We start from the raw sequence: 23,441 nt of genomic DNA on the forward strand, positions 1-23,441 counted from the left end.
GACCGGTCAGCAGGTACCCGAGGGCACCGCCGGTCCCGACGTCTGCCGAGTAGTCGGCGCGCACCTCGTAGATGTCGTCGAGCGCCAGGAAACGAATGTGGATGCCGACCGTCGCCGCCATCAGGCCGTACGTGACGAGGGAGTAGAGGCCGCACACGAGCCACGTGAGCGTGCCACGGTCGATCCGCCGCGCGCCGATGACCAGCACGTCGTCCGCCGCCTCGACCCGGGCTGCCGGAGCAGTCGCGTTGCTCGGCGTGGCCAGGCTGACCAGTGCGAACGCCGTCCCGACCGCGGCACTCAGCGCGATCGCCGTGGCGGTGGAAACGTACCCGGTCGAGATGCTCATGATCATCGTCGGGCTGACGCACACGACGAAGATCGTCCAGAGCACGACGTGCGACGGCCGGACGAGCACCCGGGGGAGCGTCAGCGCCACCGCGGTCGTCAGCACGACGACGACGAGCAGTGCCTGCCAGGGTGCGGGGACGTAGCCGTACCCCAGGTACGAGAAGATCGGTGCGACGAGGTTCGCCGAGATCCAGTTCATCGTGAGGCCGAGGAGCCCGACCGCGACGAACACGCCAGTCACCCGTCCCACCGGACGCGCGAGCTCGGCGCGGTCGATCGTCGCCCGCGTCACCGGGCGGCCGTCGGCGTCGGTCGTGCTGCGCGGACGCCGGGCAGGAGTTCGTCGTACATCTCGACCAGCCGCTCGGCCTCCGGCGCCCAGGTGAACCGCGCGGCGGCCCGTCGGGCCTCGGCACCGTGCCGTTCGAGGAGCGCGGGGTCGTCCGCGTACCGGCGGATCGCCTCCGCGATGGCCGTGGGGTCGTCAGCGGGGACGAAGGTCACGCACTCGACCCCGCGCAACAGGTGCCGCCACAGGGGGATGTCGGTGGCGATGACGGCGAGTCCGGCCGCGAGGTACTCGAACAGCTTCGTCGGGAAGATCTGGTCGGTGACGGGTGTCCGGCGGAACGGGACCACGCCGATCCGAGCCCGGAGGAGCAGGTCGCGCGCTTCCATCGGGCCGACGACGCCGCCGTGCACAGCCCGGCCGGTGGCCTCGGCCGCACGCAAGCGCTCCGTCGACGTCGCCCGATCGATCGAGCCGACCATCTCGACCCGCCATCCCGTCGGGAACGACGGTTCCTCGACGACGGACGCGAGCACGTCGATGCCACGGTCGTGACTCAGGACCCCGACGTGCGCGACCAGGGCGGGCCGCGCCTCCAGGCCGACCTGGGCGTCGTCTTCCGGACGCGCGAAGGGGAAGTTGTGGATCGCGATCCGGCGCGGCGCCGGGAACCGGCGTCCGGTCCACTCGGTGGCGGTGACCACCCGGTTCGCGGTCCCGGCCACGCGGAGCAGCGCATGCGAGAGCCACGCGAACACGGCACGCTGCCGGTGGGTCAGGTAGTCCTTGCCCCAGACCTGGTCAGGCAGGTCCTCGTGTGCGTCGTAGACGACGGTGCGACCGGCCAGCCGGAGCACCGGGATGGTCCAGATGAGCTCGGGATCGTGCAGGTGCACCACCCGGGCGCGCGACCGCAGCGCGAGGGCGAGTGCCTGCGTCGTCGACACGACCATGCGCCGGACGCGCGCACGCCGTGGGATCCGCACCACCTCGACGGCCGTGGGCGGGGCGCCGAGCTCGGACTCGACCGCGATGAGTCGGACGCGGTAGCCGGCGTCGGCGGCTGCCGCGGCTTCCCGCAGGTGGACGCGGTTGTCGACCCAGGGGTGGGCGCTGGAGACGTGGACGATGTCGGGGAGCATGCTCGGGTTCCTCGGACGGGACGGACAGGACGGGACGGGACAGGGGAGGGTCAGGCGGCGACGGTGTCGTCGAGGACGCCGGCCAGGACGCCGGCCAGCCGGCGGTAGTCGTGCTCGCGGACGACGTGGTCGCGGCCGCGGGCACCCATGGCCTCGCGCTCGGCGGCGGGCATCGCCGCGAGCGCGAGGATGCCCTCGGCGATCGCCTCGGGGTCGTCCGGCCGGACGTGCAGGCCGCTGGCCGAAGTGACCACCGGTTCGAGCGTGACGGGTGCTCCGACGAGCAACGGGCGGCCGAGCAGCATGTACTCGTACTGCTTGTTCATCGAGACGCCGTGTCGGTAGAGCGGCAGGTCGTGCATGTTGACGACCAGGCAGTCCGCTCGGCGTCCGATGCGGCGGGCGTCGTCCTGCGGCACCCGTCCGTCCCAGATCACGTCCACGCCGGCCTGGAGGCGCGACGCGCGTTCCCGGAGCGCGCTGACGTCCGATCCGTCCCCGACCATGCGGAGCACCAGACGCGGGCCGCCGCTCGCGGCGGCCCGGCGGGCGGCGAGGTCGAAGCCGTCGAGGACGGCTTCGAGCGCGTTCGCCGGCCCCATCGAGCCGATGTAGGTGACCGTGAAGTGGTCGTCGTCGGGCCCGCTCCCGCCACCCTCGGGTGCGTCGGCTTGTTCGTCGAGCGCGACACCGTTCGGGACCCAGGTGAAGGGCGTCGGCTGACCGCGGTCGGCGTAGTACCGGCCGACGCCCTCGAGCGGGGAGACGATGTGCGCTGCGCGACGGACGATGGTGCGTTCCATCCGTCGGAGCGCCCTGACCACCGGGTGCCGTTCGGTCATGCCCGCCAGCCCGAGGGCTGACTCCGGCCAGAGATCGCGCGGTTCGAAGACGAACGGTACGCCCAGTCGTCGAGCGAGTACCGAGGCGCCCCACGCGGCCAGGGGATGGAAGGATCCACCGATCACGACGTCCGGTCGAGGGAGCCCCCGGAGCGAACCCGGTCGGAGCAGCAGCGCGGTGAACAAGCCGATGTCGGCGATGCGCCGGATCGCCCGGCGGGGTCCGGCACCACGGTGGTCGACTCCGCGGAGCCAGCAGAACTCGTACCCGTCGCCGGTCCAGCGCTCGCGCAGCGTCGTCCCGTGCAGGTGGGAGCGGCCGGAGGGGTGGTCCGTGCCGGCCGCGATGACCACCGTGCGCCACCCGTGCTCGGTCAGACCCGCGGCGAGGTGCTGGTGCCGGGTCGCGCGGCCGTCCCGCTCGCGGTGGTGCGCGTAGTGGTTGACGATCCAGACGGTCCTCACCGTGATCCACCTGACATCGCGGCGGTTCCCTCGAAGACGTCGGAACTGACGTGACCGGGCGCCGCGATGCCCTCGCGTCGGAGCACGACGACGACCGTGCGGAGCAGGATCCGGAGGTCGAGGCCGAGGGTCACGGTGTCGACGTACTCGACGTCCGACCGGAGCCGCTCGGGCCAGGGGAGCGCGTTGCGGCCACGGACCTGGGCGAGACCGGTCAGGCCGGGCAGGACGTCGTGTCGGCGGGACTCCTCGGCGGTGTAGAGGTCGAGGTACCGGCAGAGGGTCGGGCGGGGACCGACGAAGCTCATGTCACCCCGCAGGATGTTCCACAGGCTGGGGAGCTCGTCGAGGCTCGTCGACCGGAGGAACGAACCGAACGGCGTGAGGCGGTCGGTGTCGCTGACGAGTCCGGCCACGGGGTCCGGCTCGAGCATCGTGCGGAACTTCAGGATGGTGAACGTCTTGCCGTGGAGCCCCGGGCGGGGCTGCCGGAACAGCACCGGACGACCGAGCCGAGCCGCGACCAGCGCGGCGACGACGGCGAGCACCGGAGCGAGTGCGATGAGCGCGAGGGCAGCGCCGACGATGTCGGAGAAGCGCTTGGCACGGAGCGTGCGCGTGCGGCGGGGGGACTGCATGGGTCGTGTCCTTGTCATCGGTCAGAAGGGCGAGCGCTCTTGTACTCGGAGCGGTAGTACGCGCTCCGGGACGCCTTGTGCTTGGTCTTGGTGAGGACGATGCCGGCCGCCTGCTCGCCGACGCGCGCCAGTGCCTCGATCGCGAGTCGGACGTCGGAACGCTTCGTCTGGTTGGCGGCGGTGACCAGCAGGGTGGTCGACACGAGCGTGCTGACGAGTGCCGAGTCGGTGACCGCGAGGACCGGTGGTGTGTCGACCAGGACGACGTCGTAGCTGGCGGCCAACTCGGTGAGGACCCGTGCCATCGCCTCGGACCCGATCAGCTCGCTGGGGTTCGGGGGGATCGTGCCGGCGGGCAGGACCGAGAGGCCGTCGAGGCCCCAGTCCTGCAGGACGTCGTCGAGTTCGACGCGGCCGACGAGCAGGTCGGTGAGCCCGACGGCGCCCTCGATGCTCATCACGGAGGCCACGTTCGGTCGACGGAGGTCGGCGTCGATGATCACCGTGCGCATGCCGCTCTTGCTCAACGCGATGCCCAGGTTGGCGGTGGTGGTCGTCTTGCCCTCGGACGGCCTGGCGCTGGTCACGGCGATGGTCGGTGCCCCGTTGGTCCGGAGGAACTGGATGTTCGTGCGGAGGCTGCGGAAGGCCTCGGACCGCGCCGAGTTCACCTCGTCGCGGATGATCAGCGGGTGCCGGGCTGCGTCGGCGTCGAACGCGATGTCGCCGACGACGGGGACGTCGCCGTCCAGGTCCTCGCCGGAGCGGACGCGGGTGTCGACCGCAGCCCGGAGCAGGGCGAGGGCGGCACCGGCGGCGAGGCCACCGACCAGGCCGAGCGTGAGGTCCGCTGCTTTCCGCGGGGAGATCGGGCTGGTGGGCTCACTTGCTGGCGTGACCTCTTCGAGTCGCACCGATGGAGCCTGGTCGGCGCCGCGGGGTTCGATCTGCTGGACCACGCCTGCGAGCCTCTTGCCGACCTGCTCGGCGATCGTGGCTGCGACCTTCGGGGACCCGTCCTGCACGGCGATCTTGATGATCACGGTGCCGGCGTCGACGGAGGTGGTGATCCTGGATGCCAGCGCCGCCGGAGTCGTGTCGAGCTCGAGCTCGTCCACCACGCCCTGCAGGACACGGGGAGAGGTCGCGAGTTGCATGTACGACTTGATCTTCTGCTGTGCGGCGTTCGAACCCTGTGCGATCTCGCCCGCAGTCGCCGAGGTGTCGCCGGCGACCGAGACGTAGTAGGAGGTCGAAGCCTCGTAGGTGGGCGGGGTGACGTTCGTGACGACGAGCGATGCGCCGGCTCCGAGGAGCGTTGCACCGGCGATGATCCACCAGCCCGAGAGGAGGGCGCGGATGACGGCGAGGTAGTTCAAGAGGAGCCTCCGGTCGGGTTGCTGGACCAGTGTAAAACATTACATCTGAAAGAACAATACGACGCGCAGAAGGGGACGGAAGACTGCTCCCGTCCCCTTCTCGGTGCCGTCGGCGGTCGGACTCAGCCCGCTGCCGTGATGGTGTTCCCCTTGCCCTGGTCGTCGACCTTGGGTGCCTCCCCCTTGTAGGTGAGGGTGTTGTTCGACCCGCTGAAGTAGACCTTCTTCGTCGAGGAGACCGAGATCGTGGCGTTGCTGGCCTCGACGGTGATGGTGTCGATCGTGCCGAGGTCGTAGGTGCGGTCCGAGCTGATGAGGTTCGCCGCTGCGCAGTCCTCGGTCGTGATCGTCTTGTCCGAGTCCTCGTCGTCATCCCAGAGCTGCACGGCTCCGTCGATGCACTCGTTGTAGGTGGTCTGGGCCGCCTTCGTGGTGCTCGAGGCGGTCGGGGCGGGGTCCTTCGCGTCGGACGAGCTGCACGCCGTGACCCCGAGCGCGGCGACGAGGGCGATGGAAGCGGCGGCGAGACCGCGGCGGATCGTGGTGTTCATCGGGTTCCTCTCCGAGGAGATCGTTCGGCGATGGCGCCGTGGGGAAGGGGAGGCCCCTCCCGTCACGTCGACGGGAGGGGCCGGTGTGCTACTTGGTGTCGGCCGGCAGGGTGAAGAGCTCGCTGAGCTCCGTCTTGCCGTTCTTGGTCTGCTCGAGGGCGAAGCGGAACTCGGTCGCGCCACGGGAGACCGCGCGGTCGAAGGTCCAGTTGCCCCGCGCGTCGACCTGGAACGTGCCGGGGACGATCTGCGTGCCGGTGATGTTCAGCACGCGGTAGCTCGCGCCGGGCTCACCGGTGCCGGTGAAGGTGTTCACGACACCGGGGGTGACGGAACGGTTGGTGACGGTCACCGGAGCGAAGCCCGCGGCCTCGATCGTGAACAGGGACGACTTCTCGGTCTGGCCGTTCTTGGTCTGTTCGATCACGAACCGGAAGTTCGTTGCACCGTTGGAGACGACGCGGTCGAACGTCCAGCGGCCGTCGGCACCGACCTGGAAGGTGCCGGGGACGATCTGGGTGCCGGAGACGTTGAGCACGCGGAAGGTCGCGCCGGGCTCGGCGGTCCCGGTGAACGTGTTCGAGCGACCCGGGGTGACCCGTTCCGGCATGGTGACGGTCACCGGGGCGAGCGCGGCGGCGTTGATCGTGAACAGGTCGGAGCGGACGGTCTGGCCGTTCTTGGTCTGTTCGATCACGAACCGGAAGTTCGTCGCACCGTTGGAGACGACGCGGTCGAACGTCCAGCGGCCGTCGGCGCCGACCTGGAAGGTGCCGGGGACGATCTGGGTGCCGGAGACGTTGAGCACGCGGAAGGTCGCGCCGGGCTCGGCGGTCCCGGTGAACGTGTTCGAGCGACCCGGGGTGACCGAGGCCGGCCCGGACAGCGTGATCGGGGCCAGCTCCGTGCGACCCTCGACCGTCGCGGTGACGGTCTTGCGGTCGACCTCGCGGCCGTTGACCTTCTGGATCACCACGAGGTCGTTGTCCCCGACCTCGAGGTCGCCGACCGTGATGGACCAGGCGCCGGTGGCGTCGGCCTTGGTCGACTCGTCACCGATGGAGATGTCGGCACCGGGGGTCGCGGTCCCGGTCACGACGGCCGATCGGCCCTCGTTGTCGACCGACTCGACCTCGGCGGTCAGGTCCACGACCGAGGTACCGACCGTGGTGGAGGTCGAGCCCTGCGCGCGGAAGTCGTTCGTGCTGCTGGTCCCGCTGAAGTCGAACTCCATCGCGCTCGGGGCCTCGGGCGTGTCTGCGTCAGCAGCGACGTCGACCATGAAGCGGTACTGCTGATCGGCGGGGCGCTCGCTGGCCCAGTCCGCGTCGAACGTGAGGGTCGTGTTGTCGTTCGACAGGCGACCGTTCGAGAGCGGAATGGACGTGGATGCGTTCCACGCGGTGTTGCCGACGCGCCGCCACGAGCCCTGGACGGCGTCCTGCTCCGAGAAGGTCGTGCCGTCCGGAGCGTTCAGCACCACCGTGCCCTTGGTGTCCGTGCGTGAGACGCGGTTCTCGACGACGAACGGGACCTTCGTGGTCGTGCCTCGCTCGAGTTCGATCGGGCCCTGGTCGACGGCGAAGAGGCCGCCGCCCTCGACGATCGTCGCGGAGACGGTCTTCCGGTCGACTTCGGAGCCGTTCAGCTTCTGGATCACGACGAGATCGTTCTTGCCCGACTGCAGGCCCTGGACGGTCATCGACCACGCGCCGGAAGTCTTGTCAGCCTCGACCTCCTGGCTGCCGATCGACACCTTTGCGCCTGGCGAGGCCGTTCCTGACACGACCGCGCTGGCGGCGATGTTCTTGACACTGTCGACCTTCGCCTCGAGGGCAACGGTCCGGGTGATCGGACCGGCGTCGCCGACGAACTGGAGCTCGCCGTTGCCGACTCCGAGCCCCCAGTAGGACCCTCCGCCCCAGTAGTCCGCCTTCACGACCGGCCCGATGGAAGCGTTGTTGGCGGTGAGCTTGCCGTCCGCGAACCGGAAACTCGCGCACGGGGTGCCGTTCAGCCCGACGAGCATCCCGCCGGAGACGCCGAGGCACCCTCCGTACATCGAATCGGTCGTCAGGGCGAACGACCCATCGCTCCTCCAGGCCACTCCGTAACTCGACCACGGATCTGCTCGCGCGGCTGAGAGGCTCGAAGCCGACCCGTACTTCACCCCCTGGCCGCCGGGAACGGGCCACTTGTAGGTGCCGCCGTCCTTGAAGATGATCTTCGCCGTTTCGGCTTGCGGACGGATGTCGTCCTTGGTGGCGGCGGTGGCGGGAGCGGCGCCGAAGGACAACCCCGAGACGATGGTGGCTGCGGCCAGTCCGGCCGCACCCATGGACTTGAGGGCGAAGGAAGCCCTCTTCTTGTGAGACATGTGCATCTTTCAGGACGGGCCGCAAACAGCGGCCGTGCGGGAAGGGGCACGCCCGTCGACAGGTTCCGACGGCGCATGTACATACAGAATATCATGTGAAATACCAAAATACTCGCACCCTCAGGAGGGCAGTCGGCCTGGGAGTTGAGTGAGACTGACGCAAGTTCCTCGGGCCTGAAGTTGACTCCAGTTGGCTCAGGAGTAGAGTTGAGTCCATCGGACGCAAGTCCAACGACTTTCCCCCAGAACAAGAGGAGCAACACATGGGACGTGCAGTAGGCATCGACCTCGGAACCACCAACTCCGTCGTCTCGGTTCTCGAAGGTGGCGAGCCCACCGTCATCGCCAACGCCGAGGGCATGCGCACGACGCCGTCGATCGTGGCGTTCACCAAGGACGGCGAGGTCCTGGTCGGCGAGACCGCAAAGCGCCAGGCCGTGACGAACGTCGATCGCACCATCGCGTCGGTCAAGCGTCACGTCGGCACCGACTGGACCACCGAGATCGACGGCAAGAAGTACACGCCGCAGGAGATCTCGGCCCGCACCCTGGGCAAGCTCAAGCGCGACGCCGAGCAGTACCTCGGTGAGGACGTCACGGACGCGGTCATCACCGTGCCGGCGTACTTCAACGACGCCGAGCGCCAGGCCACGAAGGACGCCGGTGAGATCGCCGGCCTCAACGTCCTCCGCATCATCAACGAGCCGACCGCGGCCGCTCTGGCCTACGGCCTCGACAAGGGCAAGGAAGACGAGCTCATCCTGGTCTTCGACCTCGGTGGCGGCACGTTCGACGTCTCCCTGCTCGAGGTGGGCAAGGACGACGACTTCTCGACGATCCAGGTCCGCGCGACCTCTGGTGACAACCGCCTCGGTGGCGACGACTGGGACCAGCGCATCGTCGACTACCTGGTCAAGAAGTTCAAGGACGAGCACGGCGTCGACCTGTCCACGGACAAGATCGCCAAGCAGCGCCTGAAGGAAGCGGCTGAGCAGGCGAAGAAGGAACTGTCGTCGCAGATGTCGGCGAACATCCAGCTCCCGTACCTGACGCTCACCGCCGAGGGCCCGCTGAACCTGGACGAGACCATCTCGCGCGCACAGTTCGAGCAGATGACCTCCGACCTGCTCGACCGCACCAAGAAGCCGTTCAACGACGTCATCAAGGAAGCCGGTGTCTCGGTCAACGACATCGCCCACGTGGTGCTCGTCGGTGGCTCGACCCGCATGCCCGCCGTGGCCGAGGTCGTCAAGTCGCTGACCGGTGGCAAGTCCCCGAACCAGGGCGTGAACCCGGACGAGGTCGTCGCCGTCGGCGCCGCACTGCAGGCCGGTGTCCTGAAGGGCGAGCGCAAGGACGTCCTGCTCATCGACGTCACGCCGCTGTCGCTCGGCATCGAGACCAAGGGCGGCCTGATGACGAAGCTCATCGACCGCAACACCGCGATCCCGACCAAGCGCAGCGAGACCTTCACGACCGCTGACGACAACCAGCCGTCGGTGGCGATCCAGGTCTTCCAGGGCGAGCGCGAGTTCACCCGCGACAACAAGCCGCTCGGCACCTTCGAGCTCACCGGCATCGCGCCGGCTCCCCGTGGCGTCCCGCAGGTCGAGGTCACGTTCGACATCGACGCCAACGGCATCGTGCACGTGTCCGCGAAGGACAAGGGCACCGGCAAGGAGCAGTCGATGGTCATCTCCGGCGGCTCGTCGCTGCCGAAGGAGGACATCGAGCGCATGGTCCGCGAGGCCGAGGAGCACGCCGCCGAGGACAAGGCCCGTCGCGAGGCCAACGAGCGTCGCAACCAGGCCGAGCAGCTCGTCTACTCGATCGAGAAGCTGATCAAGGAGAACGACGAGAAGCTCCCCGCGGACGTCAAGTCCGAGGTGCAGGCCGACGTCGACGCGCTCAAGTCCGCACTCGCGGGCGAGGACGACGACGCGGTGAAGACCGCCTTCGACAAGCTCAACGAGTCGCAGGGCAAGCTCGGCCAGGCCATCTACAGCCAGCAGGACGCAGCAGCCGGTGCAGCCGGTGGCGAGCAGCCGGCGGGTGACCAGCCGGCCGACGACGAGGACATCGTCGACGCCGAGGTCGTGGACGACGAGGACGACAAGGACAAGAAGTAACGATGACGGATCCCAAGGACAACGCGCCCAACGAGGACGAGCCCCAGGTCGAGGGCGACGCCACGAACGCAGCCGAGCCCGAGGACCTCATCGAGGCGGAGGGGCCCGACGTCGAAGTACCGATGGACGGCCCCGCCGCCGGGGGCCCCGCGGCCGACGCAGCGAACGACCTCTCCCCGGAGGACGAGGCACTGCTCGCCGACGCCGCCCGCGGCATCGCCGAGGACAAGCTGAGCACCGAGGACCGCGACCTCGTCGCCGAGATGCGTGCGGACATGCTCCGTGCGCAGGCCGAGCTGGTGAACTTCCGAAAGCGCGTCGAGCGTGACCGTGAGGCCAACCGCGAGGTCGCCATCGCCGAAGTGGTGCGGGCACTGCTGCCGGCGCTCGACGACCTCACCCGGGCCGAGGCCCACGGTGACCTCGCCGAGGGCCCGATGCAGGTCATCGGCCAGAAGATCCGCGGGGGCTTCGAGAAGTTCAAGCTGGTGCAGATCGGCGAGAAGGGCGAGGCGTTCGACCCGAACATCCACGAGGCGATCGTCCAGCTCCCCACCCCGGGTGCCACCGGACAGACCGTCGCGGACGTCGTCGAGCCGGGCTACAAGCTCGGTGAGCGGGTCCTCCGCGCGGCCAAGGTCGCGGTGGCGGTCCCGGCCTGAGCCGGGTCCCCACGGTGACGACAGAAGAAGGCAGGTGATCCATGGCCAGTCAGGATTGGTTCGACAAGGACTTCTACAAGGTCCTCGGCGTGTCCAAGGACGCCTCCGACGCCGAGCTGAAGAAGACGTACCGGAAGCTCGCGCGGCAGTTCCACCCGGACTCCAACCCGGGTGACGCCGCCGCCGAGAACCGCTTCAAGGAGATCAGCGAGGCGTACTCGGTGCTCTCCGACAAGGAGCAGCGCCAGGAGTACGACCAGGTCCGCGCCATGGGCTCCGGCGCTCGCTTCACGGCGGGCGGCGGGGGCCAGGGCGGGTTCGAGGACGTCTTCGGCGGGATGTTCGGGCAGCAGGGCGGTGGCGGACAGCGTGTCCGCTTCGGCCAGGGCGGCCCGGGCGGTGCCGGCGGTTTCGAGGACATCCTCGGCGGTATGTTCGGCGGGGGTGGTGGCTTCGGTCAGACCTCCGGCGGCTACCGCGGCTTCGGTGGGCCGACGAAGGGCCGCGACGTCACGGCGTCGACGACCCTCGACTTCACCACGGCGATAGCCGGTGACACCGTCAAGCTGTCGCAGGGCAACGGTCGACCGGTGAACGTCCGCATCCCCGCGGGTGTCGCCGACGGTCAGAAGATCCGTCTGCGCGGCCGCGGCGAGCCCTCGCCCGACGGTGGTGAGGCCGGTGACCTGGTGGTCGCCGTGTCGGTGCGGAAGCACCCGGTGTTCGAGCGCGACGGGCTCAACCTGCGCGTGGACGTCCCCGTGACGTTCACCGAGGCGGCGCTCGGCGCGACGATCGAGGTCCCGACGCTCGGTGGTTCGCCCGTGAAGCTCAAGGTCGCCCCCGGCACGCCGTCGGGTCGCGTCCTGCGCGTCAAGGGCCGTGGCGTCACGACGAAGAACGGCACGGGTGACCTGCTCGCGACCGTCCAGGTCGCGGTGCCGTCGCACCTGTCGGACAAGCAGCGCGAGGCCGTCGAGGCACTCGCGGCTGCGCTGCCCGACGAGAACCCCCGCGAGGACCTCCTCGCCAAGGCGCGCGACTAGCGCGTGCAGCCACAGCAGTAGACCAGGCCTGGAGGCTCGGCGCGGCTCCGTCAGGAAGCCGCCCCGCGCCTCCAGGCTGGTTTCCACACCACGCGAACGACGGAAAGGAACGCGCCATGACCGACATGGACGAGAACTCGCCCGTCTTCGCGATCGCGGTCGCTGCGGAGCTCGCTGAGATGCACCCGCAGACGCTGCGGCAGTACGACCGGCTCGGCCTGGTCGTGCCGGGTCGCACCCGGGGTGGCTCGCGGCGCTACTCGATGCGCGATGTGGTGCAGCTTCGCGAGATCGCGCGCCTCGGCTCCGAGGGGGTGTCGCTGGAGGGCATCCGGCGGGTGCTCGACCTGGAGAACGAGAACAAGGCACTGCGTGACCGGGTGCGGGAGCTCGAGTCGGCGCTGGCCGACCAGCTCATCAACCGGCCCGGCGCACGGGTGTTCGCCGCCACCGCGAGCGGGGCGGCCATCTCGCTGAAGGCGGGGTCGCGGCCGCAGCGGAACACGCAGATCGTGCTCTACCGCGGGCCGCGCTGACCCACCTGCACGGACGATGCCCCGGACCTGACGGTCCGGGGCATCGTCGCGTCGGTCAGCCGGAGCTCACCGGGTGTTCGCGTGCACGGTGAAGAGCGGTGTCGTGTACTCGGAGCCCGAGACCGACACCTCGAACTTGAAGTCGATCTTCGTGGCGCCGCGGGAGACGACCCGCTTGAAGCTCCAGTTGCCCTCGGCGTCGACCGTGACGGTCTCGGGCACGATCTGGGTGCCGGACGCGTTCAGCACCACGAGGGTGGCCCCGGCCGGGCCGGTCCCCTCGAAGGTGTTCGCGGCACCGGGGTCGACCGCGCGCGTGCTCACCGCGATGGGATCGAAGCCCTGGTTGGCGGCGATGGTGAAGACCTCGGACCGCTCCGGCCCCTGGTCGCCCTTGGTCTGCTCGATGACGAACCGCAGGTTCGCGGCACCGCTCGTGACGACACGGTCGAACGACCAGTTGCCGTCGTCGTCGACCTGGCGGACCCCGGGGACGATCTCCGTGCCCGAGACGTTCAGGACCCGGTACGTGGCGCCGGGTTCGCCGGTGCCCGAGATCCGGTTCGACACCCCGGGGGTGACCGTCTCCGGGCCGGACAGCCGGACGGGGGTGAGGCGGCCGGTCTCACCGGGGTTGACCGTGACCTCTGCCGTGGTGGTGTTCGCACCCTTCGAACCCTGGACGACCCGCAGGACGTGCTCGGCGCGGTCGAGGTCGTCGGTGTCGACGAACCAGCGGCCGCTGGGGAGGACGCCCTCGGTGCTGCGACCGACCCGACGTTCACCGTCGGCGGTCACCTCGACCACCTCGACGGTCGAACCCGGCTCACCGGTACCGGTCATGGCGATCGATCCGCCGCCGTGCGCGGAGCCGTCCGTCGGGGTGGTGATGCTGACCGCGGCGCCGTAGTCGACGTCGCGGGTGATCTCGTTCGCGGTGTCGCGGACGCCGTCGATGAACTGCGCGGCGGTGACGCGGAGGGTTCCGCCCGCGTCCGGTGCGGGGATCGTGGTCTTCCACGCCCCGTCCGGACCGACCGTCACCGCCTCGCCGAGCCGGGCCCCCGCGGCGTCGTACAGGCGGACCTCGGCCCCGGCCTGCGCGGTCCCGCTCGCCGTCACCGGAGCGGTGAGGTCACCGGCGGCGAAGACCGACTCGAACGTGAGGGCCGCCGCGGTCAGCGTGACCTCGAGGTCGGTCGTGCCGGTGCGCTGGGCGCCCTCGTACTGCTCGACCTCGATGGTGCTCGTCCCGAGGGGGAGGTTCGTGACCCGGGCCGTCCAGCGACCGTCCGGACCGACGACCTGCGGGTTCCGGCCACCGATGAGGACCGTCGCGCCCGGTGTGCCCGTGCCCGAGATCTGCGCGCTCCGCGTCGTGACGTCGGTGGAGTCGATGCGGGCGGTGAAGGACGGCGTGAAGTCCTCGGTGTTCGGCAGCCGGTCGGCGACGTTCTGGGACTGGAGTCGCATGACGCGGTCGGTGTTGAACAGGCCGAGGAAGCCGCGGTTGTAGGTCGACTGCAGGCCGGTGCCGATCGGGTTGTTCGAGCCGGTGTTCGCCGCGGTCCGGAACCGTTGCCGGGCGTCACCGTCGACACACGTCTCGAGGGTGACGGGCGAGTAACTCGTGATCGACGCGGTCGCCGCGGTGAGGCACAGATCGGGATCGGAGAGCGGTCGGACGGTCGTGACGGCTCCGGTGGCCGGGATCGACCACCGCACGGCGGCGGTACGGGCGGCCGCGAGGGTGGTCGCCCGGTTCGCCGGGACCTCTTCCCCGGCGGCCGAGGCCGAGGGGGCGCTGAACGTCGGGGTGGACGGATCGCCGGCGAAGGCCGAGGTCTCGGTGATGAGCGGGCCGACCAGCGTCAGCTCCGACTCGTCGACCTCGGCCGCGGTGGCCGGGGCGAGCCCGGCGGTCGCGGCGAGCGTCAGCGCGGTCAGGCCGGTGGCCGCGATGGCCACGCTCCTGCGGGGGTGTCTCGTCATCGATGTGTCTCTCTCGTCTCTGAGGGCGGATGGATCGTGCCATCCAGGTCCGGACGGCCCGGAATGCACGCAACATATCAGACCTGAAAAGGCATCGACTATCCGGTAACGCGAGATACGGAATGCGTTGCGTATTGTGGAATACCACCACCTGGACACCATGCCGGAGCGGGTCGTAGAGTCGCGCCTGCACGTGCCGTCCGAGCGGTTCGTCGAGGGGGCGCGGATGGATGACCATGGACGACTGACGAGGCGGGTCCCGCGTCGCCTCGCGATCACCGCGGCGGTGAGCGGGCTCGCGCTGGCCGGGGTGGTCGTCCTCGGCCGTCGCCCCGTGGCCACCGAGGCGGCGGACGACGTCGACCGCGACGCGCTGCAGGCTGCACTGGACGCCGTACCCGTCGGTGGGGAGATCGTGATCGACCGCCCCTGGACCCGTTCGCGGAGCCTCGTCGTCCGGAAGCCGCTCCGGCTGCGGTTCACCGGGGACGGGGCGCTCCGGATGACGACGGACTCGACTGCGCTCCTGGTGCTGGCGCCGGACGTCGAGATCGTGGACGCCGTGATCACGGGCATCGGTGCCGACAGTGGCGGCACCGGCCACGGGATCGCGGCGATGGGACTCCGAGGGGCTCCCCTGCGCGGGATCACGGTGCGACGCGGCCAGTTCCGGGACGTCCCGCACGACGGCGTGCACCTGGAGTACTGCGACCGCTTCCGGATCACCGGGACGACGGCGGAACGGCTCGGGTACGCGGGCATCGTCGGCGTCGGGGTGGTCGACGGGTCGATCGACGGCAACACGGTGCGCGACGTCCGGCAGCCCGCTGGCCGGGTCAACTCCTACGGCATCACGCTCACCCGTGACGCACGGTGGGGCCTGTCAGAGGCCCGGCGTTCGGCGCGGGTCCGTGTGACGGGCAACCGGATTGCGGGCGTCCACGCGTGGGAGGGCATCGACACGCACGCCGGAGCGGACATCGAGATCCGCGGCAACGTCGTGACGGGGTGCCGGGTCGGCATCGCCGCCGTGCCGTCGAAGGACCCCGCTGATCGGGAGCAGACGAGCGAGGCGCCGATCGGCCTGGTCATCGCGGACAACACCGTGACCCGGCCGCCCGGGCTCGCGCCGGGGTCCGCGATCGTCGTGAGCGGTGCCGGGACCACCGTCGGATCCGCTCGGCCACGCGCGACGGGGGTGGTCTCGGGCAACGTCGTGACGGGCGGCGGTGGGTCCTCCGGCGAGGCCGGCATCCTGCTGAAGCTGACACGGGGGATGACCGTCACCGGCAACCGGATCGAGGCGAGCGTGGAGAACGCCGTGTGCCTGGCGCACTCGAACGCAGCCGTCGCGGTCCGGGCGAACCGCATCGTCGGCGTCAGTGGTGCCGGGATCGGGGTGAACGTGCGCGCCGGGGCGAACCACGGCTCGATCTCGGGGAACCACTTCGAGTCGGCACACCGAGCACTCGCGGTCGCCGTCCGGTTCGGCGACGCCGACAACCGGTTCGTGGTCCGCGGCAACGCCTGGGGGACGGCACGGGTCCGGATCGCGCACGGCGGGGCGACGGTCACGACCGGGTGACGTGGAGGTGTGACCGCAACGCGACGACGACGACGCCGGGTACGCTGACGCGGTGCCAGACTTCGCCGACCTCTTCCGCCGACGCGACGACGACGCGCCGGACCTCATCGCGATCGACGGCACCGACCGGTTCCTGCTCGACGAAGCCCCGCACGTGCACGGCGACGCGCTCCGGCAGCCCGGAGAGGTGGCGGTCGTCGACGACCGGTATGGGGTGCTGACACTCGGCCTCATCACGCAGTACGGCGCGAGCGACATCCGCGTCGTGCAGGACTCCCTGGTGGGGGAGCGCGCGCTCGAGGCCAACGCGGGCACGTTCGGACTGCGCGGTTTCCACCACCCCGACTCGCTCGAGGACGCGTTCCGCGACGTCCGGCTCGTGGTGCTGCGGCTGTCGAAGTCGCACGACCGGCTCGACGAGATCGCCCGCGCCGTCGCCCGGTTCGCGGCGCCCGACGTGGTGCTGCTCTGCGGCGGCAACGTGAAGTACATGCACGTGACCCAGAACGACGTGCTCCGGCGCTCGTTCGGCGAGGTCACGGCTTCCCGGGGGCGCGGCAAGTCCCGGTTGCTCATCGCGCAGGACCCGCTCCGCGCACAGGCGAACCGCGCCGCCACGACGAACCCCTGGCCCCGGTCGGTGCACGTCGATGACCTCGGCATGACCCTGGTCGCCCACGGCGGTGTGTTCGCCGGGACGTCGCTCGACCAGGGCACGCGGGTGCTGCTCGACGCGATGGACCAGGCGGTCCCGACCGCGCGCACGATCGTGGACCTGGGGAGCGGCAACGGCGTCATCGCGGCTGCGGTCGCTCGTCGGCGACCGTCGGTGCGGGTGATCGCCACCGACGTGTCCCGCATCGCGGTCGAGTCGACGCGCGCGACGGCGGAGGCCAACGGCGTGGCCGACCGGGTGACGGTGCTGCGGACCGACGCGGGCGACGAACTCGCCGAGGGGTCTGCGCAGCTCGTGCTCTGCAACCCGCCGTTCCACGCGGACACCACGGTGACCACGGACACGGCCGAGGCGATGTTCCGGAACGCGGCCACGATCCTCCAGGCCGGCGGTGAACTGTGGTGCGTCTGGAACACGCACCTGCGCTACCGACCGGTGCTGTCGCGCCTGGTCGGTCCGACCCGTGAGGTCGTCCGGACCCCGAAGTTCACCGTGACGGCCTCGGTCGCGACCAACCGCTGACCGGCCACGGACGGCGAGAGCCGCCCGGGCTGACCCGGACGGCTCTCGCGACGTGGTGCGGTGGGGGACCGATCAGGCCGGCACGTAGTCGAACGTGTCGGGGTCGGGGCCCGTGCGGTGGCCCTTGTCGAGGGCGGTGATGTCCGTCATGTCCTCGTCCGAGAGCTCGAAGTCGAAGATCGCGAAGTTCTCCTCGACGCGGGCACGCGTGACCGACTTCGGGAACACGATGTCGCCGCGCTGGATGTGCCAGCGGAGGACGACCTGGGCCGGGGACTTGCCGACGGACGATGCGACGCGGGTGATGGTCTCGTCATCGAGGACGAGGCCCTGCGCGATCGGGGACCAGGCCTCGGTCGCGATGCCGAGCTCGCGGTTCACGGCGCGGAGGTCGTCCTGCGCGAGGTACGGGTGCACCTCGATCTGGTTGACCGACGGCGGGACGTCGGTCTCGGCGCGCAGGCGGTGCAGGTGGTGCGCCTGGAAGTTCGAGACACCGATCGAGCGGGCGGTGCCGGCGTGGTACAGCTCCTCGAGGGCCTTCCACGTCGGGACGAAGTCCGAGACGGTGGGCAGCGGCCAGTGGATGAGGAACAGGTCGGTGTAGCCGCCGAGCAGGTCGGCCGACTTCTTGCCGTTCTCCAGCGCTGCCTCGGGGGCGTGGAAGCCGTTGTTGAGCTTGGAGGTGACGAAGATCTCGGAACGGTCGATGCCGGACTCGGCGATCGCCTCGCCGACCTCCTTCTCGTTGCCGTACATCTCGGCGGTGTCGATGTGGCGGTAGCCGACCTCGAGCGCGGCCAGTGTGGCGGCCTTCGTCTCGGAGGGGTCGATCTGGAAGACACCGAAGCCGAGCTGCGGGATGGTCTTGCCGTCGTTCAGGGTGATGTTCGGAACGGTCATGGTGTCATGCAACCAAACGCCCCTCAGCGCCCATTCCGCCAACACCCAGGAACGGCGACCCCGGGCGTGCCGTTCACGCGAGCGCGGCCGTGATGTACGCCTGGAGGGCCTGGCCGTACGCGATCGCCGGCACCTCGGACGCGAAGCTGCGGTCGGCCCCGCCGATCGTCGCCGTCACGGTGAAGACCACGCGACCGCCGACCTGCACGCGAGTCAGTCCGATGAACGACGGCCCGAGCAGTTCGCGCAGCTGGTCCTCACGGGGGAGCCAGAGCGACTCGGTGGCGGTGACCGAGTCGAGCGCCCACTCGGTGGTGCCGTTGAAGCCGAGGATCGTGCCGGTGGGGGAGTCGTGCCGTTCGACGGTCATCTCGGACACCGTGTAGACGTCGTCGTCGATGCCGGGCTTGTCGATCACGAACCGGTCCCCGGTCTCGGGGTGCCAGCGGAGGCCGGCGTCACGGAGGGACCTGGCGAGTTCGACGGTGATCACGTTCCCACCTTGCCCGCGAGACCCGCCCCTGTCACCACCTAGGTTGCCGAAAGCATCCCGTACTAGCATCGCCGAGCACCCCTCGCGCGAGCGCAACCCGTTCGTGCGCGCGACGTGACGACGCCCGGGCAACCGGTGCCGAGCCTCCAGGCCGTGGGAACCGGCCGCGGGTCGGACCGCCGGTCGGCGTCCCCGACCGAGGCTGACGGACACCCTGCCGCCGAAGAGAAGGACCCGCATGACCCTCGAACGCGAGGAACTCCGCGACGACTGGACCGTGACGATGGCCGGAGGAACCGGTGCGCCGGACGGCGTCGCGGGCCGCACGATCCCGGCGACGGTGCCCGGCCAGGTCCACACCGACCTGGAGCGGGAGGGCCTGCTGCCGGACCCGACGTTCCACCTGAACGAGCAGGCCGCGAAGTGGGTCGGACGCGCCGACTGGGCCTACCGCCGCACGGTCGACGTCGACCCGCGGGGCCACGAGCGCGTCGACCTGGTCTGCGACGGCCTGGACACGGTCGCGGAGCTCAGCCTGGACGGCGTCGTCGTGGGCACGACCCGCAACATGCACCGCCGGTACCGGTTCGACGCCCGCGTGCAGACGGGGTCGGGCGGCACCACGAAGGACCTCGAGATCCTGTTCGAGTCGCCCTACCGCGAGGCCGGTCGGGTCGCCGCGAAGGCCGGCAGCATGCCCGGTCCCTACGACGAGCCGTTCCCGTACATCCGCAAGATGGCGTCGAACTTCGGCTGGGACTGGGGCCTCACAGCGGTCACGAGCGGCCCCTGGCGGCCGGTCGCGATCGAGCGCTGGTCGACCGCGCGCCTGCGCGAGGTCCGCCCGCTCGTCGACGTCGAGGCCGGCGAGGGCGTGCTCGACGCGCACATCACCGTCGAGCGCTCGGGCATGAACGATCTGGACCAGGACGGCGAGGACGACGACCTCGTGCTCGTCGTCACCGTGAGCGGCGAGACCGAGGACGGCGGCACCACGCGCCAGCGGTCGCGCGCGCAGCTGACCCCGAAGGACGACGAGACCGTCGTCACCGTGCGCGTCCCCGAGGCGCGGCGCTGGTGGCCGCGCGGCTACGGCTCGCAGCCGCAGTACGACGTCGTGGTCGAGCTGCAGACCGTCGACGGCGAGGTGCTCGACCGCGACACGTTCCGCACCGGGTTCCGGTCGACCCGCATCGAGACCCAGGTCGACGGCATCGGCCGCCCCTTCGCGGTGCACGTCAACGGCACGCTCATCGACGTCCGGGGTGTCAACTGGATCCCCGACGACGTCATCGTCTCGCGCGTCGACCGCGCCCGACTGGAGTCCCGGCTGGGTGCCGCGGCCTCGCTCGGCACGAACCTCGTGCGCGTCTGGGGCGGCGGAGTGTACGAATCGCGCGACTTCTACGAGGTCTGCGACGAACTCGGTCTGCTCGTCTGGCAGGACTTCCCGTTCGCGTGCTCGGCCTACCCGGAGGTCGAGCCGATCCGCAGCGAGGTCATCGCCGAGGCGCGCGACAACGTCGCCCGGCTCGCCCGCCACCCCTCGCTGGTGGTGTGGAACGGCAACAACGAGAACATCTGGTTGCACGACGCCGACGGCTGGGGCGCGGAGCTGGGCGATCGGGGCTGGGGACTGGACTACTACCTCGACCTGCTGCCGACCATCGTCGACGCGGTCGACCCGTCGCGCTTCTACACGGTCGCGTCGCCGTGGTCCGGCTCCGAGTCGCTGCCCGCGAACGAGGTCGACCACGAGACGCACCACTCGTGGGACGTCTGGAACCGGCTGCCCGACACCGCCTACCGCGAGTCGGTGCCGCGCTTCGTGTCGGAGTTCGGCTGGCAGGCGCCCCCCGCCTGGCGCACGCTGCGCGACGCGGTCACGGACGCGCCGCTGCGGGTCGACTCGCCCGGTGTGGTCCACCACCAGAAGGCGGCGGACGGGATGGCCAAGCTGGCCCGCGGGCTCGAGCCGCGCTTCGGCGCGGTCGAGCCGGCAGCGTTCGACACGTGGCACTACCTGACGCAGCTGCAGCAGGCGCGGGCGATCGCGACCGGCATCGAGCACTGGCGCACGCACTGGCCGCGCAACACGGGTGTCGTGGTGTGGCAGCTGAACGACCTGTGGCCGGTGTCGTCGTGGTCGGCGATCGACTCGGCTGGGCGGCTGAAGCCGCTGGCGCACGAGCTGCGCCGGCTGTACGACGACGTGCTGCTGACGATCCGCCCGGTGTCGTCGGTGTCGGTGACGCCGGGTGCGGAGCGGACGGGAGGCCCGGATCACCCGGGTGCGTCGCCTGCGGTCGGCGAGACGGCCGATTTGGGCGAGCTCGCGGACACGCTCTCGCTGGGCGTCTCACCCGGTGCGTTCGGGTCCTCGCCCGTCGAGGTGGCCGTCCGGTCGACCCGCGGTGGGCACGACAGCGTGGTGCGGGTGCGCCGGATCACCACGGCCGGCACGATCCTGGCCGAGGCATCGCTGCCGGTCCGGCTGTCGTCGGCCGGCGTCGCGGTCGTCGCCCTGCCCGAGGCGGTCGGTGTCGTCGACGACCCGGCCAACGAGCTCGTCATCGCGGACATGGACTGGCGCCGCGCGGTCTGGACCCCGGGTCCGGATGCCGCGATGCGCTGGGAGCCCGCGCGCTACCGGACCTCGTTCGCGGTGGTCGACGGTGGCCTGGACCTGACCGTCGAGGCCGACTCGCTCGTCCGCGACCTGCTGGTGCAGCCGGACCGGGTGGCCGCCGGTGGAACGGTCGACCGCGGGTTCATGACGCTGCTGCCCGGCGAGCGGGTGGTGTTCCGGCTCGGCGGGGTGACCGAGGCCGACATCCCGGCGCTCCGCGAGGCGCCCGTGCTGTGGAGCATCGACGGCGTCCTGCGGTGACCGGAGCGCTTCCCTGGATGAACGGTGTCCGTTCCGAGGACCGGCCTGGGCATCCAGGGGCGGGGGAGTTACCATGGGGGAACACGGACTTCCGCCGCGGTGATCGACGACGATCAGCGGACGGCGACCAGTTCCAGATCAAGGAGTCATGATGATTGGTAACCTGACCGGCCTTCACCTGCTGATCATCCTCGGGATCGTCATCCTGCTGTTCGGCGCGACCAAGCTCCCGGCGCTCGCCAAGGGCCTCGGCCAGTCGATCAACATCTTCAAGAAGGAGATGTCCGACGACGAGAAGAAGGCCCAGGCCAACGGCACGGCTCCGGACGGCACGGTGCAGAACACCACCGTTCAGAACGTCCCCGCCGAGCCCGCCGCCGGTCCGGTCCTGAACCCGGGGCCGACCGCCCAGCCGAACACCGACTCCCGGCGTTAGGACACCCAGCCCCGTCCTGTCGGCAGCCCCCGCGACCACATCGGTCGCGGGGGCTTCGTCGTGCGGGATCGACCGCCGGGCACCGTGTGCCGCAGGATGAGCACATGACCGCTCCCGTTCCCGTTCCGGCCCCCGTGCCCCGCGGTGTCGCCCCGCTCCGGGACGACCGGCGGATCGTGCTGGTGGTGGCGGTCCTGGCGTCGTTCGTCGTCGGACTCGACTCGAGCGTCGTGAACGTGGCGCTCCCGGCGATCCGGCAGGAGCTCGGCGGCGGACTCGTCGTGCAGCAGTGGGTCGTCGACGCGTACCTGGTCACCCTCGGCTCGCTCATCCTGGTCGCCGGCAGCCTGTCCGACCTGTTCGGCCGCGTCCGGATCATCACGTGGGGGCTCGTGGTCTTCGGGATCGCGTCCGTGGTGTGCGCGGTCGCCCCGACCGGCGAGGTGCTCATCGTCGCCCGGGCGCTGCAGGGCGTCGGCGGGGCACTCGTCATGCCGAGCGCGCTCGCCCTCATCGTCGCCGCGTTCCGCGGGGCGGCGCAGGCGAAGGCCATCGGCACGTGGACGGCCTGGTCGAGCGCCGCCACGATCCTCGGCCCCGTGGTCGGCGGGCTGGTGGTGGACGGCATCGGGTGGCGGTGGGTCTTCGTGCTCACCGCGGTACCGATCGCCGTGACGATCCCGCTGGTCCTGCGCATCACGGGCGACGTGCACCCCGCCGTCCGCCCGCGCATCGACGTGGTCGGCGCCGTGCTCGCCGTGGTGGGCGTCGGCGGGGTCGTGCTCGGCCTCATCGAACAGGAGCGTCTGGGGTGGGGTGCGCCCGTGGTGGTCGGCGCGCTCGTGCTCGGGACGGCCGCGCTCGTGGCCTTCGTGCCCTGGGAGCTGCGGGTGACGCGGACGAACGGATCGCCGCTCGTGCCGCTCGAGCTGTTCCGGGCGCGGAACTTCGCGGTCGGCAACCTCGCGACGCTGTCGATCTACGGCGCGCTCGGCATGGTGTTCTTCGTGGTCACCCTGTTCCTCCAGGAGGTCTGGCGCTTCCCGGCCTGGCTCGCCGGCCTCGCGACGCTGCCGCCGACGATCATGCTGCTCGCGCTGTCCACCGCCGTCGGGTCCGCGGCCGGTCAGTACGGCCCGCGGTGGTTCATGGCCGCGGGTCCGGCGGTCGGCGCGGTCGGGGCGCTCCTGCTGCTGCTCGCCGGCGACGACCCGAACGGCTACTGGTGGTCGGTGTTCCCCGGACTGGTGCTGATCGGCGTGGGCATAGCCCTGATGGTCACGCCCTTGACCAGTGCGGTGCTCGGGTCGGTGCCGCAGTCCGAGGCCGGGTCCGGTTCGGCCGTGAACAACGCGGTCGCGCGGATCGCCGGACTCGTCACGGTGGCACTGGCCGGCGTGGTGCTCGGCGGCGAGGTGAGCGTCGACGGGCTGCACCGGGCCATGGTGGTGATGGCGCTCCTGCTGGCGGCCGGTGCCGTCGTCTGTGCCGTCGGGATCCGGAATGTCCCGGAGCGCACGTAAGTTGAGTGGAGTAG

At 70.5% G+C, this 23,441-nt stretch carries 18 protein-coding genes; 9 read left to right on the top strand and 9 right to left on the bottom strand.

All coding sequences use genetic code 11. The annotated features are described in order from the left end of the window. Positions 1–639 precede the first annotated feature (639 nt). From DEJ19_RS02870 to DEJ19_RS02895, 6 genes are all read right to left on the bottom strand, one after another. Positions 640–1,782: a glycosyltransferase gene (locus DEJ19_RS02870; protein WP_111233147.1), complete on the bottom strand. Its 1,143-nt coding sequence runs from the start codon at positions 1,780–1,782 to the stop codon at positions 640–642. A gap of 50 nt (positions 1,783–1,832) precedes the next feature. Beyond that, positions 1,833–3,089, bottom strand: a complete 1,257-nt coding sequence (locus DEJ19_RS02875) for a glycosyltransferase family 4 protein (RefSeq protein ID WP_111233148.1) — start codon at positions 3,087–3,089, stop codon at positions 1,833–1,835. Beyond that, positions 3,086–3,727, bottom strand: a complete 642-nt coding sequence (locus DEJ19_RS02880) for a sugar transferase (RefSeq protein WP_111233149.1) — start codon at positions 3,725–3,727, stop codon at positions 3,086–3,088. The genes DEJ19_RS02875 and DEJ19_RS02880 overlap by 4 nt, the downstream gene beginning before the upstream one ends. A 14-nt stretch (positions 3,728–3,741) precedes the next feature. Beyond that, positions 3,742–5,106 (bottom strand): tyrosine-protein kinase domain-containing protein, encoded by a 1,365-nt coding sequence (locus tag DEJ19_RS02885; protein ID WP_111233150.1) that lies wholly within the window; start codon positions 5,104–5,106, stop codon positions 3,742–3,744. A 122-nt stretch (positions 5,107–5,228) separates the two neighbouring features. Then, positions 5,229–5,657, bottom strand: coding sequence for a DUF3060 domain-containing protein (locus DEJ19_RS02890; protein ID WP_111233151.1), 429 nt, complete (start codon positions 5,655–5,657; stop codon positions 5,229–5,231). Between the two features lie 88 nt (positions 5,658–5,745). Beyond that, the gene (locus DEJ19_RS02895; protein ID WP_146250647.1) at positions 5,746–8,034 is read right to left on the bottom strand and encodes a collagen binding domain-containing protein; all 2,289 of its coding nucleotides are present in this window, start codon (positions 8,032–8,034) and stop codon (positions 5,746–5,748) included. Positions 8,035–8,297: 263 nt separating this feature from the next. Between DEJ19_RS02895 and dnaK the strand changes: the two genes are divergently transcribed. The 4 genes from dnaK to DEJ19_RS02915 all read left to right on the top strand — a co-directional run bounded on the left by dnaK (position 8,298) and on the right by DEJ19_RS02915 (position 12,407). Next, complete coding sequence (dnaK, locus tag DEJ19_RS02900; protein ID WP_111233153.1) at positions 8,298–10,163, top strand: molecular chaperone DnaK; 1,866 nt, start codon at positions 8,298–8,300, stop codon at positions 10,161–10,163. A 2-nt stretch (positions 10,164–10,165) separates the two neighbouring features. Continuing rightward, positions 10,166–10,825, top strand: a complete 660-nt coding sequence (locus tag DEJ19_RS02905) for a nucleotide exchange factor GrpE (protein ID WP_258377388.1) — start codon at positions 10,166–10,168, stop codon at positions 10,823–10,825. A 41-nt stretch (positions 10,826–10,866) separates the two neighbouring features. Further along, entirely contained in the window at positions 10,867–11,871 is a 1,005-nt protein-coding gene (locus DEJ19_RS02910) for a DnaJ C-terminal domain-containing protein (protein ID WP_017886377.1), read from the top strand. A 125-nt stretch (positions 11,872–11,996) separates the two neighbouring features. Then, on the top strand, positions 11,997–12,407 hold the full coding sequence (locus tag DEJ19_RS02915; protein WP_027464889.1) for a heat shock protein transcriptional repressor HspR: 411 nt from the start codon (positions 11,997–11,999) through the stop codon (positions 12,405–12,407). Between the two features lie 66 nt (positions 12,408–12,473). On the opposite strand, the gene DEJ19_RS02920 is transcribed toward DEJ19_RS02915, so the two are convergent. Then, positions 12,474–14,399, bottom strand: coding sequence for a hypothetical protein (locus DEJ19_RS02920; protein ID WP_146250648.1), 1,926 nt, complete (start codon positions 14,397–14,399; stop codon positions 12,474–12,476). A 226-nt stretch (positions 14,400–14,625) separates the two neighbouring features. Here DEJ19_RS02920 and DEJ19_RS02925 point away from each other — a divergent pair, with 226 nt between their 5' ends. Both DEJ19_RS02925 and DEJ19_RS02930 read left to right on the top strand, forming a co-directional pair. Then, positions 14,626–15,984, top strand: a complete 1,359-nt coding sequence (locus DEJ19_RS02925) for a right-handed parallel beta-helix repeat-containing protein (protein WP_181441520.1) — start codon at positions 14,626–14,628, stop codon at positions 15,982–15,984. 52 nt (positions 15,985–16,036) lie between these two features. Further along, a complete protein-coding gene (locus DEJ19_RS02930) occupies positions 16,037–17,182 on the top strand; it encodes a class I SAM-dependent methyltransferase (protein WP_071404391.1) in 1,146 nt (381 codons plus the stop codon). Between the two features lie 72 nt (positions 17,183–17,254). On the opposite strand, the gene DEJ19_RS02935 is transcribed toward DEJ19_RS02930, so the two are convergent. Then, on the bottom strand, positions 17,255–18,085 hold the full coding sequence (locus DEJ19_RS02935) for an aldo/keto reductase (protein WP_111029726.1): 831 nt from the start codon (positions 18,083–18,085) through the stop codon (positions 17,255–17,257). Positions 18,086–18,158: 73 nt separating this feature from the next. Further along, complete coding sequence (locus tag DEJ19_RS02940) at positions 18,159–18,578, bottom strand: hypothetical protein (protein ID WP_027464885.1); 420 nt, start codon at positions 18,576–18,578, stop codon at positions 18,159–18,161. A 238-nt stretch (positions 18,579–18,816) separates the two neighbouring features. Here DEJ19_RS02940 and DEJ19_RS02945 point away from each other — a divergent pair, with 238 nt between their 5' ends. The 3 genes from DEJ19_RS02945 to DEJ19_RS02955 all read left to right on the top strand — a co-directional run bounded on the left by DEJ19_RS02945 (position 18,817) and on the right by DEJ19_RS02955 (position 23,427). Beyond that, the gene (locus DEJ19_RS02945) at positions 18,817–21,468 is read left to right on the top strand and encodes a glycoside hydrolase family 2 protein (RefSeq protein ID WP_111233156.1); all 2,652 of its coding nucleotides are present in this window, start codon (positions 18,817–18,819) and stop codon (positions 21,466–21,468) included. Between the two features lie 151 nt (positions 21,469–21,619). Further along, positions 21,620–21,904: a twin-arginine translocase TatA/TatE family subunit gene (tatA, locus tag DEJ19_RS02950; RefSeq protein WP_110892154.1), complete on the top strand. Its 285-nt coding sequence runs from the start codon at positions 21,620–21,622 to the stop codon at positions 21,902–21,904. A gap of 104 nt (positions 21,905–22,008) precedes the next feature. Further along, positions 22,009–23,427: an MFS transporter gene (locus tag DEJ19_RS02955; RefSeq protein ID WP_111233157.1), complete on the top strand. Its 1,419-nt coding sequence runs from the start codon at positions 22,009–22,011 to the stop codon at positions 23,425–23,427. Positions 23,428–23,441: the final 14 nt, after the last annotated feature.

The sequence above is a fragment of the Curtobacterium sp. MCSS17_016 genome, assembly GCF_003234255.2.
GTDB classification, from domain to species: Bacteria; Actinomycetota; Actinomycetes; order Actinomycetales; family Microbacteriaceae; genus Curtobacterium; species Curtobacterium flaccumfaciens.